The following is a 17,001-nucleotide window of genomic DNA, read 5'->3' on the forward strand; positions in this document are numbered from 1 at the left end:
TGCGCAGCGCTGGCTCATGGGCGACTTTTGCGCTGGAAACGATCGAGATTGATCGTTATTGATTGTTTTGAATCATAGGGATGGGAGAGAGCGCTTGGCTCGGGGCGCCACTATAGTCATCGACCTTGGCAAGACGCTGAGCAAGGTCAGTCTGTGGGATCTGGACGGGCATATGCTCGATCGTCAGGTGCGTCCCAATATCCCGCTCGAAATCGCCGATAGTCGCCGCCTTGATGCCGAAGGCATCGGCAAGTGGCTGGTCGAAACGCTCGCGACTTATGCCGGTCACCCCGTCACCACGATCATCCCAGTCGGCCATGGCGCGGGCGTCGTCGCGCTTGTCGATGGCAGGCTTGCCTTCCCGCCGCTCGATTACGAGCAGGCGATTCCCGACGAGGTGATGGCTGAGTACCGCCGCCAGCGCGATCCCTTCGCCCGCACCGGATCACCCGCCCTCCCCGACGGCCTCAATTTCGGCAGCCAGCTGTGGTGGCTCGAACGGCTCTATCCCGAAGCGATGAAGCGCGCCACGCTCCTGCCATGGGCGCAATACTGGGCATGGGCACTCACCGGGCGGGCAGTGAGCGAAGTCACCAGTCTTGGCTGTCATTCGGATCTGTGGGACCCGCAGGCCTCCGATTTCTCGCCGATGGCCCACCGCCTCGACTGGGCCGCGCGCTTTGCCCCGGTCGTGCGCGCGGGGGATACTGTCGGTACGCTCCTGCCCGACCTCGCGAGAGCCACCGGCCTTTCGGAAAACGTCCGCGTCCTTGCCGGATTGCACGATTCCAACGCCGCCCTGCTTGCCGCGCGCGGCTTTGCCGAGATCGCCGACAATGAGGCGACTGTCCTGTCCACCGGCACCTGGTTCATCGGCATGCGCCTGCCCGCCACGCCGGTAGACACCGCCTCCCTGCCCGAGGCGCGCGATTGCCTCGTCAATATCGACGTCCATGGCCGCGCGGTGCCCTCGGCCCGCTTCATGGGCGGGCGCGAGATCGAGACGCTGATCGAGATCGACACCCGACGGGTCGACATCCGGCCCGACCAGCCCGCATTGCTCGCAGCCGTGCCCGAAGTCGTGCGCGGGCAACACATGGTCCTGCCCACGCTGATGCGCGGCTTCGGCCCTTATCCCGATAGCCCCTTTGCCTGGGTCAACCGTACTGTGGACCGACCGGAAAGCTGGTATGCGCGTCGCGCCGCAGCCTGCCTCTATGCCGCGCTGGTAGCCGATACCTCACTCGATCTGATCGGCTCTACCGGTCGCCTGCTGGTCGAAGGCCGCTTTGCCGAGGCGGAAGTTTTCGTGCGCGCGCTCGCATCGCTGCGTCCGGACACGGCGGTGTACACCGCCAATGCGCACAACGACGTGTCGTTCGGCGCGCTGCGCCTGATCGATCCGGGGCTGAAGCCGCAAGGATCACTGGTCCGTGTGAAGCCTCTCGATACCGACCTTGCAGCCTATCGCGCGCGCTGGCTGGCCGAAGTCGCAGCCGCCAGAGTGAGTTGCCGTGTGAGTACTGCCGCATGATCGCCGCCTCGATCGCCGATTTCCGTGAACTTGCCCGACGTCGGCTGCCGCACTTCCTGTTCGAGTACATCGACGGCGGCTCCTATGCCGAGACGACGCTCAAGCGGAACGTCGATGACTTGCGCGACATTGCCCTGCGCCAGCGCGTGCTGCGCGATGTCTCCGGGCTCGACCTTTCGACCGAGCTGTTCGGCCAGAAGCTTGCCCTTCCGGTCGCGCTCGCCCCGATCGGCCTTGCCGGAATGAACGCGCGGCGCGGCGAATGCCAGGCCGTGCGCGCCGCCGAGGCAGCAGGCATTCCCTTCACGCTTTCCACCGTCTCGGCCTGCTCGCTGGCCGAAGTCGCCAAGGCCGCAACCCGCCCCTTCTGGTTCCAGCTCTACATGACGCGCGACCGCGGCTTCATGCGCGAACTGTTGCAGGAAGCGGTGGAACTCCAGTGCTCCACCCTGGTGTTCACGGTCGACATGCCCGTGCCCGGAAGCCGCTACCGCGACGTCCATTCGGGTCTTGCGGGAGCCTCAGGGCTTGGCGGCGCGCTTCGCCGCACGCTTCAGGGCGCGATGAAGCCAGCCTGGGCGTGGGACGTCGGCATCAGGGGGCGTCCGCACGGCCTCGGAAACATCGCGCGCAAGCTTGAGGGCAAGACCGGGATCGAGGACTTCTTTGCCTGGATGCGCGGCAATTTCGACAGTTCCATCTCTTGGCGCGATCTCGATTTCATCCGCTCGGAATGGAAAGGTCCTCTTGTCATCAAGGGCCTGCTCGATCCCGAAGACGCGATCGAGGCGGCAAACCTCGGCGCTGACGGCGTTGTCGTCTCGAACCACGGCGGCCGCCAGCTCGACGGCGTGCTGTCGTCCGCCCGCGCCCTGCCCGCCATTGCCGATGCCGTGGGCGACCGGTTGACCGTCCTGGCCGATGGCGGCGTGCGCTCGGGGCTCGATGTCGTGCGCCTGCTTGCGCTGGGCGCCAAGGGCGTGCTGCTCGGCCGGGCCTGGGTTTTTGCGCTTGCCGCGCAGGGTCAGGCCGGTGTCGAACACATGCTGCGCCTGATCGAGGCGGAGATGCGCGTTGCGATGACGCTCACCGGAGTCAGCACCATATCCGGGATCGACCGCTCGATCCTTGCCAACCGATAAGACAAAAAAAGGGACAGGACCGATGGGCGCAAACCCCGCACTGGGCGTAATCTTTCACTGGCTTGGCGGATTTTCCTCAGCCAGTTTCTATGTGCCGTACAAGCGCATCAGGCTGTGGTCGTGGGAAGTGTTCTGGCTCGCCGGAGGCCTGTTCTCATGGGCCATCGCGCCGTGGCTTTTTGCCTCGCTGCGCACCAACGACCTGCTCGGCGTGCTCTCGGCAACGCCATCCGACACGCTGTTATGGTGCTGGTTCTGGGGCGCGATGTGGGGCTTTGGCGGGCTGACTTTCGGCCTGACCATGCGCTACCTCGGCCTCTCGCTCGGCATGGCTGTCGCCTTGGGTCTCACGACCGTGATCGGTACGATGGGCCCGCCCATATTCGACGGCACGCTCGGGCAGATCGCCGCCTCGACCAGCGGCAAGCTGACCCTGCTCGGCATCGTCATCACGCTTGTCGGCATCATAGTCGTGGCCCGCGCCGGCAGCGCGAAGGAAGCCGAACTCGGCGGGGAAAAGTCCGAAGGCGTGGCCGAATTCAATTTGCGCAAGGGCCTGCTGATCGCGGTGTTCTCGGGCATCATGTCGGGCTGCTTTGCCTGGGGCCTTGCCGCAGGCCAGCCGATCCGCGACCTGACGCTGGCCGCCGGTACCGACCCGCTGTCACAGGGCCTGCCGGTGCTGTGCGTCGTGCTTGCAGGCGGCCTCACCACCAATGCATTGTGGTGCGCGTGGCTGATCGTCCGCAATCGCAGCTTCGGCCAGTTCTTCGGCGCGGCGCCGGCCGATGCGCAGGCGGGTGAACGCCCCAACCTCCTTGCCAACTGGCTGCTCGCCGCACTCGGCGGGACGCTGTGGTACGGCCAGTTCTTCTTCTACACGATGGGCGAAAGCCAGATGGGCGAATACGGCTTCTCATCGTGGACGCTCCACATGGCCTCGATCATCCTGTTCTCCACGCTCTGGGGCTTCGCGCTCAAGGAATGGAAGGGCGCCTCGGCCCGCACCCGCACGCTGGTATGGACCGGCATCGGGTTGCTCGTCGGCTCCACCGTCGTGATCGGCCTTGGCAACATGCTGAACGCCGCGGCCTGAAAAAGGTCATCGATTTCGCACATCTGCCGGTGCATAAGCAGGTTCAAGGGGAACCAGAACACCAATGCACGCGGCAGAACGGGAACGGCGGATATTCGAGGCGCTCAAGCCCACCGGGTTCGTCAGCTATCGCGAACTCGAAGCGCAGCTCGACGCCTCGCCCGCCACAATCCGGCGCGACCTGACGCGGCTTGAGGAAAGCGGCCAGATCGTCCGCGTTCACGGCGGTGCCAAGCTGCCCGAGGACGCCGATCCTTCGGGCCCGCACCTGCTGGGTACCCCGTTCGACCAGTCGATCACGCTGAACCTTGTCGCCAAACAGGCCATCGGCAAGGCCGCGGCCGCGCTGTGCACGACCGGTGAGGGCGTGATGATCGATGGCGGCAGCACCACGCTGCAGATGTGCCCGCACCTCGATGGCCTCGGCCTTCAGGTGCTGACGAACTCCCTCCACATCGTCACCGCGCTCCTGCCACAGCCGACCACGCGCATTCTCGTGCCGTCAGGCTCGGTGTTTCGCGAACAGAACATCATCCTTGCCGCCGCGGGCGAGGAATCCATGCCCCGCTTCCACGCCCCCCGCCTGTTCATGGGCGCTGCCGCCGTGGGCCCACAAGGCGTCATGCAGGCAGACGTCGTCCTCGTCGCCGCCGAACGCCGCCTGATCGACCGCGCCGAGGAAGTCATTCTCCTCGTGGACAGCACAAAGTTCCGCACCCAGTCCGGCACGATCGTCTGCGGGTTGGAAGAGATCGACACGATCATCACCGACAGCGGCATTTCGCCCGAGACGGCGCAGGGCCTGAGGGATGCAGGGGTAAAGCTGGTGGTTGTTTGAGGAGCGAGCGAGAACTCACGTTTTCACCAGTAAGGCTGCGGGGCGCGGTTGGGCCTTGCTCATCGACGAAGTACAATATCTCTCCACGGATGAACTGGGTGCTCTGATTGTAGCAATTCATCGGATCAATCAGAAAGCCCTGCCTGTCCTGCTCTTCGGAGCTGGCTTGCCTGCAATTGCTGCTCTTTCAGGCGATGCAAAGTCATACGCTGAAAGACTTTTCATTTTTCCCAAGGTCGATGCCCTTTCAGCCGTCGATGCCGCGAACGCTATTCGTCAGCCTGTCGAGGAAGAAGGCGAGGCAATCGATGAGGGGCTGCTTGGAACTATCGTCGCGTCCACGAAGGGCTATCCCTATTTTCTGCAGGAATGGGGGTACCAGGTCTGGAACGCTGCCCAGCAATCTCCGATCGCGCACGACTGCATGGAAATCGCAGAGAAGGAAGCCCTGAGGCGCCTCGACGAAGGCTTTTTCAAGGTTCGGATCGACCGGCTTACTCCGAAGGAAAAGGAGTATGTCATCGCAATGGCTCGGCTTGGGGCTGGCCCTTACCGGTCATCCGATGTTGCCGAACGATTGGGCGAAAAACTGACCACTCTCGGACCAAGGCGTGCACAGATCATTGCAAAAGGTATGATCTACAGCCCCGCACATGGAGACATTGCCTTTACGGTACCTATGTTCGATGAATACCTGAAACGCCACTGGATCGTCGACTGACCAACCTACAGATACCGCCGCACCAACGCTTCCGCCGCTGCGTCCACATCGGCCCAGGCCTGTTCGAAGTCATCCTCGTCGCCATAGTAGGGGTCGATCACGGCGGTGCCCTTGCGACCAGGGACGAGGTCCATCAGCAGGCGTAGTTCCGCGATATGGCGCGAAGGTTCTATGCGGTGCAGGTCCTTGAGGTTCTGCTGGTCGAGCGCGAAGATGTGGCCGAAGCGGTGAAAGTCCTCCGGCGTCACTGCGCGGGCGCGGTAGCTCGATATGTCCAGTCCGTGGACCAGCGCGGTAGCCTGCGCGCGCGGGTCGGGCGGGCGGCCTGTGTGCCAGTCGCCGGTCCCGGCCGAATCGATGGTCATGGCAACGCCTGCCTCCACCGCGCGTTTGCGCAGCGCCGCCTCGGCAAGAGGCGAACGGCAGATATTTCCAAGACAGACGAACAGAATTGACGGCTGACTCACGGGATCACGATACCTCGCTGGCTGGGTCTCCCCATGCCAATCAGGAACGCATCCTCACCCTGTCGCTCAGAGAATACACTGCGCGACGATATGTCCAGCCATTTCAGTGCGACCAGCACCTGCCCGATCGCGCCGCCTAGCGTCTCGCCAGGGCCGAGCAGCACGATCCGGTCGGGTGCAAACTCGCGGATGCCCACGCTCATCGCGGCGGTGAAGTCGTAAGGCTCAAGAATCTGGTGTCCGAAGGTGTAGTGCCACAGATCCTCCGCAGTGCTCTCGAACCGCCGCCAAACCTTTCCCTGCCCGTCGATCAGCGGCACCTGAGGCTTGCCGAACCAGTCCGCCGGAAATTGCGCGAGCGCCGCATCGCTGCTGGCCTGCATCAGGGGCGTATGGAACGGCCCATGCCCCGCCAGCCGCATCGGCGGCCGCGACAGCGCGGGCAGGTCGCGCTCCAGCGCATCGAGCGCGGCATTCTCGCCCGCCACCACCAGCATCCCGCCCAGCCGGATCGACAGGCGCACGCCATGGCGCGCCATGGCGTCTTCTACGCCACGCAGCAGCGCCGGATCGACCGTCCAGTCCTCGCCCGCCAGGAGCAGAACCGCCTGCCCGCCGGGCAAATGCTTCTGCGAATTTACCCCCATGCCATCGGCAATCGCAAAGCCATGCTCGGGCGAAACTGCCCCTGCGCAGGCAAGCGCTGTGTACCACCCCATCGAATTGCCGGTCACCGCCACCACTTCGAACCGTTCGCGGTCCAGGGCCAGGAAATCGAGCCACGCGCAGGCATGGATCAGCGGCGCGGCATTATCCCCCCGCAACAGCGACGGCGAGAATTTTGCCGCACTGTCCAGCGCGGAAAGCGGCTCCTTGCCCGCTTCCACGCGCATGGCATCGAACCGCGACAGCCACGGCGAGCCGCCATGATGCCGCGCCAGATACCCCAGTTCGGGGGCGTTGTAGGTGCCCCGCCCCGGGCAGACGACGAGGACGGTCTCCTTAGCCACGCACCATCTCCAGCACCTTGGCGACAATCCCGTCGCAGCTCGGAAGGGTATGCGTTGCCGCGCGGGCGAGCGGAATGAAGCTGTCGGTCGCCGCCATGCGCGCAATCGCCTTGTCGGCTGCGCGTTCGGAGAGCAGCGCCATCAGCGCCTCGTTCTGTCCACCAGTGATGCGGCATTCGTCCACTACCAGCACCCGCGAGCATGGTGCCACCGACGCGATCACCGCGTTGTCGTTCACCGGCCCCAGCCAGCGCAGATCGATCACGCGCACGTTCACGCCCTGCTCCGCCAGCAGCTTCTGTGCCTGAAGCGAAAGGTAGAAGCCATTGCCATAGGTGACGATGGCAAGGTCGGTCCCGTCGCCCGTCACCCCGATCTCGCCAAAGCCGATCGCCCCCTCGCCCGGCGGCTGATAGACGCTCGACCACAGCCCATCGCCCGGCTCGTGCAGGTCGCGCGTCATGTAGAGCGCAATCGGCTCAACGAAGACGACCACGCGGCCTTCCTCATGCGCCAGCCGAACGCATTCGCGCAGCATGGCCACCGCATCGCGCCCGTTCGAAGGCACCGCCAGCACCACGCCCGGAATATCGCGAAACACGGCCAGCGAATTGTCGTTGTGGAAGTGCCCGCCGAAGCCCTTCTGGTAAGGCAGCCCCGCGATCCGCACGACCATCGGGTTGGTGAACTGCCCGTTCGAGAAGAACGAAAGCGTCGCCGCCTCGCCCCGGATCTGGTCCTCGGCGTTGTGGACATAGGCAAGGAACTGGATCTCCGGCAGCGGCAGCAGCCCGTTGTGCGCCGCGCCGATCGCCAGCCCGAGAATGGCCTGCTCATCCAGCAGCGTGTTGATCACCCGCGCCGATCCGAACCGCGCATGCAGCTTCTGCGTGGCGGCATAGACTCCGCCCTTGGGACCAACGTCCTCGCCGCAGACCACGGCGTTGGGGTATTGCAGCAGCAGGTCAGCCAGCGCCCAGCTGATGAGCTTGGCCATGTGTTGCGGCTTGTCCATCGCGGCCGCATCATCGGCAAACACCGCCTTGCGCGCGTCCGCCGATGCCAGCGGACGCGCCACGCCTTCGCGCCTTGGCGGCACGATGCTTGCCATTACCGCCGCGGCATCGGGCAGCTTTGGCCGCGCGATCGCGAGTTCCACCTGCCGCCCCAGCGCGGCCTCGATGGCATCGTACTCTGCGCGCACATCGGCGGCGCTCATCACCCCTTCCTCGATCAGCAGCGCCGCGCTTGCCAGCAAAGGATCGCGCTCTTCCTCGGCACGCACCTCGTCCTTGGTGCGGTACGAAAGCTGCACGTCGTTCCCGGCATGGCCGTAGAGCCGCACTGTTTTCATGTGCAGGAAGACCGGCTTGCGCTGGCGCCGCGCCACGGCCTCGGCCTCTTTCACCGCGCGCATCGTGTCGATCAGGTCGGACCCGTCACACGAGATGTAATGCAGACCGGCGCGCGTCGAAAAATTCGCCTCGATCCACCCCGGCGGCGTGCGCGTGGAAATGCCGATGCCGTTGTCTTCGCACAGGAAGATGATCGGCATGGGCGTGCCCTGAAACGCTGCCCAGCACGCGGTATTGATCGCCCCAAGCGCGGTCGAGTGGTTCGCGCTCGCATCGCCGAAGCTGCACAGCACCACGCCATCCTTCGACAGCACGGTATCGCCAAACCCCATCTTGCGCGCGATCCCGATGGAAAACGCGGTGCCCACCGCCTTGGGCACGTGGCTGGCGATCGTCGAAGTCTGCGGCGGAATGAACAGCCGCTTCGATCCCAGCACCTTGTGCCGCCCGCCCGAGATCGGGTCCTCCATGCTCGCGGTGAACGAAAGCAGCATGTCCCACGCCGGGTTTTCGCCCGGAACGCGGTGCGCGCGGTGTATCTGGAATGCAGCATCGCGGTAATGCAGGAACGCCATGTCGTCGGTCCGCAGCACTTCGGCCAGTACCGCATTGCCCTCGTGGCCCGAAGACCCGATGGTATAGAACCCCTCGCCCCGCGCCTGCAGCTTGCGGCTCAACCGGTCGAGCTGCCGCGAAAGCGCCTGCGAGCGGAACAATGCCGCCGCGCGCTCGGGCGCAAGCCCCACATCGTTGAGCCCAAGGTTGGACCGCCTGCGGACTGTCCCCTTTTCCAGCGCGTCAAGGAACTGCCGGTGAACCTGCTCGGCGGCATCAAGCGACATGCGTTTTGGTTTCCCTCGTAACGATCACCGCCTGATAGCCGCGCCCCTAGCGCAAGTCCACGACCTCAACCGCCGGAAGCACCGCGGCGCCGGGCTGCTCCACCCAGTGCCGCGCATTGAGCACGCCGCCATCGGCGCGCAGATCAGCCACGCGCGCGGTGTCGATCCTGGCAAAGACCCACTGCGCTGCGCCCTCCTCGCCCAACGCCAGCACGCCATCTTCGGGCATCCCGCGATCGGGCGGCCCATAGACGGCTGCCGCCCCGCGATTGACGTCCACGGCCGGAGACCACGCCGCCTCGCCCACCGTGGGCGAATGGACCGCGTAGAATTGCCCCTCGAGCGCGCGGGCCTGCGCGCCGATCCGCACGCGCCAATAGCCGTGCAGGGTGTCGGTGCACGACGGCACGAGCAGCACGTCGGCCCCCGCCTCCACGCAGGCGCGCGCCAGAAGCGGGAACTCGCTGTCGTAACAGATGCTTATCGCGATCTTCCCCAGCGCCGTCTCGAACAGGCGCAGGTACTTGCCCGGCGCAATGTCCCATTCCTCGCGCTCGAACCGGGTCATCACCAGCTTGTCCTGCACGCCCTCGCTTCCGTTCGGCGCAAACAGCCGCGCCGCGTTGCGAAAACGTCCGTCCGCATCCTTGCGCGGCGCAGAGGCGGCAAGGATGTGCATGCCCGTCCGCAGAGCCAGATCGGCGTGCAGTGCATCGACTTGCGGCAGCAGCGCCGAAACCGTCTCGATCGAGCCCGCCAGATCACCCATCGTCGCCGGATCGAGGCTTGCCAGTTCCATTGCCCCGTATTCGGGGAAGACTGCAAGCGCCGCGCCGGCCGCTGCCGCCTCGTCCACCCAGCGCGTCAGCTTGGCGGCATAGGCGCCCCACGAGCTGAGCCGATCTATCGGGTACTGCGCGGTAGCGACCGTGAAGCTTACCATTGCTTGAGCCAGTATTGCATCAGGTTGTCCCGCTCCGCCTCATCCCCATGTTCCTTCCACGCCAGCGTCGTGGTCAGTCCCGGCACCACGGCATAGCCCCGCCGCGTCCAGAACGCGTCGAGCGGCGTGTAGCCCTCGGGCCGGGCCGGGTGATCGTCGGCGCGCACCACGGCGGCAAAACACGCCGCGTTGGCTCCGCAGGCCCGCGCCTGCGCCTCGCGCTGATCGAAGAAGGCATGCCCGATCCCGCTCCCGCGATATTCGGGCAACAGCACGCTCTCGCCGAAATAGAACAGCCGCGCCACGTCCAGCCCGCGTGCCTCGAACGGCGCGCGAAACCCGGCCTTCTGGTGCATCATCGGGGCGGCCGTCGCCGCTCCCACGATCCGCGCTCCATCGAACGCTGCCACCAGCACGGCGTCGGGCGCAGCGGCATATTCGGCAAGGTATTCCGCCTCATAGGCCGGATCGCCATCGTAAAGGTACGGATACGCTGCAAAGACCGCGATCCGCAGCGCCGCCAGATCATCGAGCGCCGCCGCAATTTCGCGTCCTGTCAACGGCCTGACAGCGATGCCCATCAGCCGACGACCTGTTTCGTCCAGTCATTCAGATTGTAGTACATCGTCAGCCGCGTGATCTTTCCGCCCTCTAATGCAAGGAAGGCGCCTGCGGGCAGGACGTACGTCTGCCCGGTCGCCTCGGGCAGCCCCTCGTCGGTCGCCAGATATGCCCCGTGCACCACGAACTCGGCCGAAGCGCGGCGTCCGTCCTCGCTCGCCATCAGCACCAGGTCGTCGAGCCGTTCCTTGTAGCAGCGCTCCATGTGGGCAAGGAACTGCGCAAAGGCGGCTTTGCCGGTCACCCGCTCGCCTTGGTTTACGTCGTGCGCCACGTCCTCGCTCAGGCAGTCCAGCATACCCTGCCAATCACCGGCGTTGAATGCCGAGTAATATCGCGCAAGCACGGCGATCGCATCGGTACGGGCAGCAGGACTGGTCATGGGCAAATCTCCTTGTCCCGCCCATGTAACCGGTTGCCTGCACGCGTTCCAGCACTGCCCGTCGCAAGGCAGCGTTGCACCGTTGCATCCAATTGCACTTTTGCGCCCCATCGCCTATGGGCGGCAAGAACGCCCCGGCCGCAGCGATGGAGTCGCCTCCACGTGATGCCGGGGTTTCTTATTCCGGCCGGGTGGCGAATCCCCGGCGCCGTTCAGGAAGCAAGATGATGTCTCGTCGCCGCCAGATCTACGAAGGCAAGGCCAAGATCCTCTACGAAGGCCCCGAACCGGGCACGATCATCCAGTATTTCAAGGATGATGCCACTGCGTTCAACGCGCAGAAGCGCGGGACGATCAACGGCAAGGGCGTGATCAACAACCGCATCAGCGAGTACGTCTTCACGCGCCTCGCCCACATCGGCATCCCCACCCACTTCATCCGCCGCCTCAACATGCGCGAACAGCTGGTGCGCCAGGCAGAGATCATCCCGATCGAAGTGGTCGTGCGCAACATCGCCGCCGGCTCCATCTCCAAGCGCCTCGGCATCGAAGAGGGTGAGCCGCTGCCGCACACCCTGATCGAATACTACTACAAGGACGATGCGCTGGGCGATCCGATGATCGCCGAAGAACACATCGCCTGCTTCGGCTGGGCATCGAACGAGGAAATGCAGGACATCTCCTCGATGGCCATCCGCGTGAACGATTTCCTTTGCGGGATGTTCGCGGCGATCAACATCAGCCTGGTCGATTTCAAGCTCGAATTCGGCCGCATTTGGGACGGCGATTACAGCCGCGTGATCCTGGCTGACGAAATCAGCCCCGACGGCTGCCGCCTGTGGGACATGACCACCGGCGAAAAGCTCGACAAGGACCGCTTCCGCCGCGACCTTGGCGGCGAAGAAGAAGCCTATCAGGAAGTCGCCCGCCGCTTGGGCCTGCTCGAAAACGACGGCGGCCCGAGCGAAGTCTTCGACCTCGGCGCACACCGCAAGCTGCGCGGGAAGAAGTAACCGCTTCAGCCCCCGGCTGAAACACAAGACCCCCTTCGGAAACGGAGGGGGTTTTTGTTTGAACTCATCTCGTCATTGCGTGTTTGTCCCTGTCCGGGCAAACCCCACTGCAATGATCCTGCGCCGCCTGCTTCCCCTCGCCGCTGCCCTGTCTCTCGCCGCCTGCGCCGCGCAGCCTGCGCCAATCGCCAGCGCCCCAAAACCCACCTGGGCGTTCCAGCAGAGCGATCTCCCCGCTGACCCCGCCTTCCGCTACGGCCAGCTGCCCAACGGCATGCGCTTCATCATCCGCCGCAACGCCACGCCCGCGGGCACGGCGCAAGTGCGCATGGATGTCGCCACCGGCTCGCTTGACGAGCGCGAGGCCGAACGCGGCTATGCCCATTTCGTCGAGCACATGGCCTTCAACGGCTCCACCCGCGTGCCCGAAGGCGAGATGATCAGGCTGCTCGAGCGCAACGGCCTGTCGTTCGGCGCGGATACCAACGCGCAGACCTCATTCGAGCAGACGCTCTACATGCTCGACCTGCCCCGCGCGGACCCCAAGCTGCTGGACACCGCGCTGATGCTGATGCGCGAAACCGCCAGCGAACTCACCATCGCGCCCGAAGCGGTCCAGCGCGAACGCGGCGTCGTGCTGTCCGAACTGCGCGACGGCCAAGGCTGGCAGCGCACCAATCTCGAAGACCAGCTCGCGTTTTTCTACCCCTCCGCCACTTATCCCAGGCGCCTGCCGATAGGCACGGCCGAGGCTCTTAACGCCGCCACCGCCGAAACGCTCAAAGCCTTCTGGCAACGCGAGTACGTGCCCGCGAAAACCACGGTGATCGTCGTCGGCGATTTCGATCCCGATGCGGTCGAAACCGCCATCCGCGCCCGCTTCGCCGATTGGCAGGCCCGGCCCGAAACCCCGCGCCCCGATGCGGGCAAGGTCGATCCCAAGCAAAAGGATGCGGTCGACATCCACCTCGATCCCTCGCTGTCCGAACGCGTCACCGCCTCACGCCACGCACGATGGCTCGACGAGCCCGACACCGTGGCCAACCGACGCCGCAACCTGCTGCGCCAGATCGGCTACGGCGTGGTCAACCGCCGGTTCCAGCGCATGAGCCGCGTGATCGACCCGCCGTTTCGCGGCGCGGGCCTTGGCACCAGCGAGGTGTTCAAGATCGGCCGCACCACCAACCTGATCGTCGACACCACCGACGGCGGCTGGCAACGCGGCCTTGCTGCTGCCGCCTCCACCTATGCCCGCGCGATGGCCGATGGCTTCACGCAGAGCGAGATCGACGAACAGCTCGCCAATATCCGCACGGGGATCGAGAACGCCGCCGCCGGGGCCGCAACGCGCCCGCACGGCGCTCTGGTCGGCGCAGCGCTTGCCCTTGTGCGCGACGAGCAGGTCCCGACCACGCCCGAATCCGGCCTTGCCCGCTTCAACCAGTTTGCCCCCACGATCACGCCGCGCACGGTGATGGAAGCGCTCCGTCAGGAGGCGGTGCCGCTCAAGTCCCCGCTCATCCGTTGGCAGGGCCGCACGCCCCCGCAGGGCGGCGAGAAGGCGATCCGCCAGACCTGGGACAAGGCGACCCGCTCCAGCGCCATGGCCAGCGATGCAGGCGGCCTCCCCGCCTTTGCCTACACATCGTTCGGCACGCCGGGCACGATCGCAGCAGACAGCACCGAGCCGCTGTTCGGCATCCGCACCATCCGCTTTGCCAACAACGTGCGCCTCAATCTCAAACGCACCGACCTTGCGCGGGACCGCGTCGAAGTCAGCCTCAATCTCGATGGCGGCGAAATGCTCGACACCCGCTCCAGCCCGCTTGCCACAGAGATGACAGGCGTCCTTGCGCGGGGCGGCCTTGGCAAGCACAGCGAGGACGAACTCCAGACCCTGCTCGCAGGCCGCTCGGTGGCGATGGGCCTTGGATCAAGCGGCGACACCTTCGACAGCAACATTACCACCACGCCGCGCGACCTTGCGCTGCAGTTGCAGCTCATGGCCGCGCTCGTCACCGATCCCGGATATCGGCCGGAAGGCGAGGTTTTGTATCGCCAGAACATCGCCAACTTCTTCGCGCGCCTGCGCTCCAGCCCGGGCGCTGCCCTGTCGAACGCCATCGGCGGCATCCTGTCCGACAACGACCCGCGCTTCACCCTGCAGCCGCAGGCCGCATACGCCGCGCTTGGCTACGACAAGCTCCGCGCCGCCATCGCCGACCGCCTTGCCCACGGCGCCCTTGAAATCGCCATCGTCGGCGACATCGACGAAACCGCCGCCATCGCCGCCGTGGCACAGACCTTCGGCGCATTACCCCCGCGAGAGGCCGATTTCCGGGCATATACCGCCGAGCGCCAGCGTGGCTTCACTGCAAGACGCGGCCTCACCGTCGTCCGCCATACCGGCGAGGCCAATCAGGCCATTGTCCGAATGGTCTGGCCCACGCGCGACGATCGCGATCCGCGCGAGGCAATGGCGCTCGCGCTGCTGGCCGAAGTGGCCCAGATCGAAGTGCTCGATACCGTGCGCGAGCGGCTCGGCAAGGCCTACTCACCCGGCGCATCGAGCAGCCTGAGCCGCGTCTGGCCGGGCTATGGCACTTTCGCCGTCGCGGCCTCGGTCGACCTTGCGGACGTTGCGCCCACGCGCGCCGCGCTGGTCGAGACAATGCGCAGCCTCGCCACCGCCCCGGTCGATGCCGACATCCTGCAACGCGCCCGCGCGCCGATGCTCGAACGCATCGACAATGCGCTCAAGACCAATGGCGGCTGGATGAATCTTGCCGAGCGCGCGCAAACCGAACCCGATCGCCTGACGCGGGCCAGATCCGCCCGCGCGCGCCTCGAAAGCCTGACCGCCGCCGACATTCAGGCCATGGCAGCGCGTTATCTCGGCCCTGAGCAAGCCGTCGAAGTGCTCGTCCTGCCCGAAGGCGCCGCGGCGCCCACCAGATAATGCCCTGCCAGCCCGCTTACCCCACCGTATCCTGATACCGCCGCACCGCCACGGTCCCCAGCACCACCAGCATCAAGGCGAGAACGCCAAGCTGGCCGAGCGCATCGCTCAGGCCCCAGCCCTTGAGCATGATGCCGCGCACCAGCCGGATGTAGTGCGTGGTCGGCAGAATCTCGGCCAGCCACTGCGCCCAGACCGGCATACCCCTGAAGGGAAAGGCAAAACCCGAAAGCAGGATCGATGGCAGCATGTAGAAGAAGCTCATCTGCATCGCCTGCAACTGGCTCGTGGCAATGGTCGAGAGCATGAAGCCCAGCGCAAGGCTGGTCACCATGAAAAGAAGGGTCGAAACCAGGGTCAGCCACACGGCACCTTCGAACGGCACCTGAAACACGATCTGCGCGGCGGCGAGGATCACGCACATCTGGACCAGCCCGATGCCGAGGTAGGGCACGATCTTGCCCACCATCACCTCGAACGGGCGCAGCGGCGTTGCCAGCAGGTTCTCCATCGTCCCCTGCTCCACTTCGCGCGTCACCGAAAGCGCGGTCAGCATCACCATCGTCATGGACAGCACGATCGCCAGCAGCCCCGGCACGGTGTTGTGGCTGGTGATGCCTTCGGGGTTGTAGCTGCGGTGGATCACCAGCTCGACCGGCGAGGCCGCTTGCGCCCGCACCGAAAGCGGCCCGATCAGGTCGTGCGCCAGCGCGCCCTGCACTGCCTGATCGATGGCCGAGAGCGCGTTGCCGGTCGAGGCGGGATCGGTCGAATCCGCAGTTACCAGCAGTTGCGGCCGCTCGCCGCGCACCAGATTGCGTCCGAAGTCTACCGGCACAGTGACCACGAACTGGACCACGCCATCCTTGAGCAACTTCTCCCCTTCGCCCGGCGCGGAGACAACATGCGTCACCCGGAAGTATGTCGTGTTGCGCAAGGCCGAGTCTATGCTGCGCGCAAACTGCGATGCGTCGTTGATCTCGAGCGCCAACGGCAACCCGCGCGGATCGTTGTTGATCGCAAAACCGAAGATCGTGAGCTGAACGATCGGGATCATCAGCATCATGCCGATCGTGCCGGGATCGCGCAGCATCTGGCGCAATTCCTTGAACACCATCGCGGCGATGCGGTGCAGGCTCTCACGCCAGATCATGCTACCACCGCCGAATTGTCTTCGGCCCGGCGCATCAGGTGGATGAACACGTCCTCAAGACTTGGCCTTGCCTCGCGCCATTCAACGCTGTTGAACTCGGCCACGGCGGCCCGAAGCGCGGCGATATCCGGCCCGCAGACATGGATCGAGGTCCCGAATGGCGCGGCCATGGCAACGCCCGGTCGCCCCTCGATCCGCGCGGCCAGCCGGTCGGCCCCCGGTCCTTCGCCCGCCAAGGCCTTGAGACCCGATCCTGCCACGACTTGCGCGATCGTGCCTCTCGCCAGCATCCGGCCATAGGCGATATAGGCAATCTCGTGGCAGCGCTCGGCCTCGTCCATGTAATGGGTCGATACCAGAACGGTCATGCCGCCTTGGGCAAGGTCGTGGATCTGGTCCCAGAACTCGCGCCGCGCCTGCGGATCGACACCTGCCGTCGGCTCGTCAAGCAGCAGGATTTCAGGCTCGTGCAGCACGGCTGCCGCCAGTGCCAGTCGCTGCTTCCAGCCGCCCGAAAGCTTGCCCGCCAGCTGGTCGGACCGGGTCGCAAGGCCAAGCCCTTCAAGCGCCTCGGCCACGCGTTCGCGTCGCCGGTCAAGGCCATGCACGCGCGCGAAGAACTCGAGATTTTCGGCGATCGTCAGATCGGAAAACAGCCCGAACTTCTGCGTCATGTAGCCGACGCGCCCCTTGATTGCCGCGCGATGGTGGCGCAAGTCGAGCCCCAGCACTTCGCCTTCTCCGGCATCGGGAATGAGCAACCCGCAGATCATGCGCAGCGTGGTCGTCTTGCCCGATCCATTGGGCCCCAGAAACCCGCAGATCGACCCGCGCCGCACCTGCAGATCCACGTCATCGACAACGGTGCGCCCGCCAAACCGCTTGGTCAGTCCGCGCACGTCGATGACCATGTCGCTGGTCACTG

At 65.4% G+C, this 17,001-nt stretch carries 14 protein-coding genes and 1 pseudogene; 7 read left to right on the forward strand and 8 right to left on the reverse strand.

Annotated elements, in window-relative coordinates; all coding sequences use genetic code 11:
* Nucleotides 1-94 precede the first annotated feature (94 nt).
* The 5 genes from AC2A04_RS04870 to AC2A04_RS04890 all read left to right on the forward strand — a co-directional run bounded on the left by AC2A04_RS04870 (nt 95) and on the right by AC2A04_RS04890 (nt 5,331).
* A complete protein-coding gene (locus AC2A04_RS04870) occupies nt 95-1,534 on the forward strand; it encodes an FGGY-family carbohydrate kinase (RefSeq protein ID WP_484211183.1) in 1,440 nt (479 codons plus the stop codon).
* A complete protein-coding gene (gene lldD, locus AC2A04_RS04875) occupies nt 1,531-2,676 on the forward strand; it encodes an FMN-dependent L-lactate dehydrogenase LldD (RefSeq protein ID WP_484211184.1) in 1,146 nt (381 codons plus the stop codon). Before AC2A04_RS04870 ends, lldD begins: the two co-directional genes overlap by 4 nt.
* Before the next feature lie 22 nt (nt 2,677-2,698).
* Nucleotides 2,699-3,772, forward strand: coding sequence for an L-rhamnose/proton symporter RhaT (gene rhaT, locus AC2A04_RS04880; protein ID WP_484211185.1), 1,074 nt, complete (start codon nt 2,699-2,701; stop codon nt 3,770-3,772).
* A gap of 64 nt (nt 3,773-3,836) precedes the next feature.
* Nucleotides 3,837-4,610: a DeoR/GlpR family DNA-binding transcription regulator gene (locus AC2A04_RS04885; RefSeq protein WP_484211186.1), complete on the forward strand. Its 774-nt coding sequence runs from the start codon at nt 3,837-3,839 to the stop codon at nt 4,608-4,610.
* A gap of 55 nt (nt 4,611-4,665) precedes the next feature.
* A complete protein-coding gene (locus AC2A04_RS04890; protein ID WP_484211187.1) occupies nt 4,666-5,331 on the forward strand; it encodes a hypothetical protein in 666 nt (221 codons plus the stop codon).
* A 5-nt stretch (nt 5,332-5,336) separates the two neighbouring features.
* On the opposite strand, the gene AC2A04_RS04895 is transcribed toward AC2A04_RS04890, so the two are convergent.
* Genes AC2A04_RS04895 through AC2A04_RS04920 form a run of 6 tightly spaced genes read right to left on the reverse strand, consistent with a single transcriptional unit; the run spans nt 5,337 to nt 10,951 of the window.
* Nucleotides 5,337-5,798 carry a low molecular weight protein-tyrosine-phosphatase gene (locus AC2A04_RS04895; RefSeq protein WP_484211188.1) on the reverse strand — a complete coding sequence of 154 codons (462 nt, stop codon included), beginning with the start codon at nt 5,796-5,798 and terminating at the stop codon, nt 5,337-5,339.
* Nucleotides 5,795-6,808 (reverse strand): ACP S-malonyltransferase, encoded by a 1,014-nt coding sequence (locus AC2A04_RS04900; RefSeq protein ID WP_484211189.1) that lies wholly within the window; start codon nt 6,806-6,808, stop codon nt 5,795-5,797. Before AC2A04_RS04900 ends, AC2A04_RS04895 begins: the two co-directional genes overlap by 4 nt.
* Nucleotides 6,801-9,005 carry a dehydrogenase E1 component subunit alpha/beta gene (locus tag AC2A04_RS04905; protein ID WP_484211190.1) on the reverse strand — a complete coding sequence of 735 codons (2,205 nt, stop codon included), beginning with the start codon at nt 9,003-9,005 and terminating at the stop codon, nt 6,801-6,803. The genes AC2A04_RS04900 and AC2A04_RS04905 overlap by 8 nt, the downstream gene beginning before the upstream one ends.
* A 46-nt stretch (nt 9,006-9,051) precedes the next feature.
* Nucleotides 9,052-9,948, reverse strand: coding sequence for a carbon-nitrogen hydrolase family protein (locus AC2A04_RS04910; protein ID WP_484211191.1), 897 nt, complete (start codon nt 9,946-9,948; stop codon nt 9,052-9,054).
* The gene (locus AC2A04_RS04915; protein WP_484211192.1) at nt 9,942-10,529 is read right to left on the reverse strand and encodes a GNAT family N-acetyltransferase; all 588 of its coding nucleotides are present in this window, start codon (nt 10,527-10,529) and stop codon (nt 9,942-9,944) included. Before AC2A04_RS04915 ends, AC2A04_RS04910 begins: the two co-directional genes overlap by 7 nt.
* Nucleotides 10,529-10,951 carry a ketosteroid isomerase-related protein gene (locus AC2A04_RS04920; protein WP_484211193.1) on the reverse strand — a complete coding sequence of 141 codons (423 nt, stop codon included), beginning with the start codon at nt 10,949-10,951 and terminating at the stop codon, nt 10,529-10,531. The genes AC2A04_RS04915 and AC2A04_RS04920 overlap by 1 nt, the downstream gene beginning before the upstream one ends.
* A 227-nt stretch (nt 10,952-11,178) precedes the next feature.
* Between AC2A04_RS04920 and purC the strand changes: the two genes are divergently transcribed.
* Nucleotides 11,179-11,964 (forward strand): phosphoribosylaminoimidazolesuccinocarboxamide synthase, encoded by a 786-nt coding sequence (gene purC / locus AC2A04_RS04925; protein WP_039332937.1) that lies wholly within the window; start codon nt 11,179-11,181, stop codon nt 11,962-11,964.
* 274 nt (nt 11,965-12,238) lie between these two features.
* Nucleotides 12,239-14,680 (forward strand): annotated as a pseudogene (locus AC2A04_RS04930) (M16 family metallopeptidase); the annotation flags it as partial.
* A 259-nt stretch (nt 14,681-14,939) separates the two neighbouring features.
* Here the strand turns inward: AC2A04_RS04930 and AC2A04_RS04935 are convergent.
* The gene (locus AC2A04_RS04935) at nt 14,940-16,076 is read right to left on the reverse strand and encodes an ABC transporter permease (protein WP_484211194.1); all 1,137 of its coding nucleotides are present in this window, start codon (nt 16,074-16,076) and stop codon (nt 14,940-14,942) included.
* A complete protein-coding gene (locus AC2A04_RS04940) occupies nt 16,073-16,999 on the reverse strand; it encodes an ABC transporter ATP-binding protein (protein WP_484211195.1) in 927 nt (308 codons plus the stop codon). Before AC2A04_RS04940 ends, AC2A04_RS04935 begins: the two co-directional genes overlap by 4 nt.
* Nucleotides 17,000-17,001 lie beyond the last annotated feature (2 nt).

This window comes from Novosphingobium sp. HNCC26DJ243 (assembly GCF_057180545.1).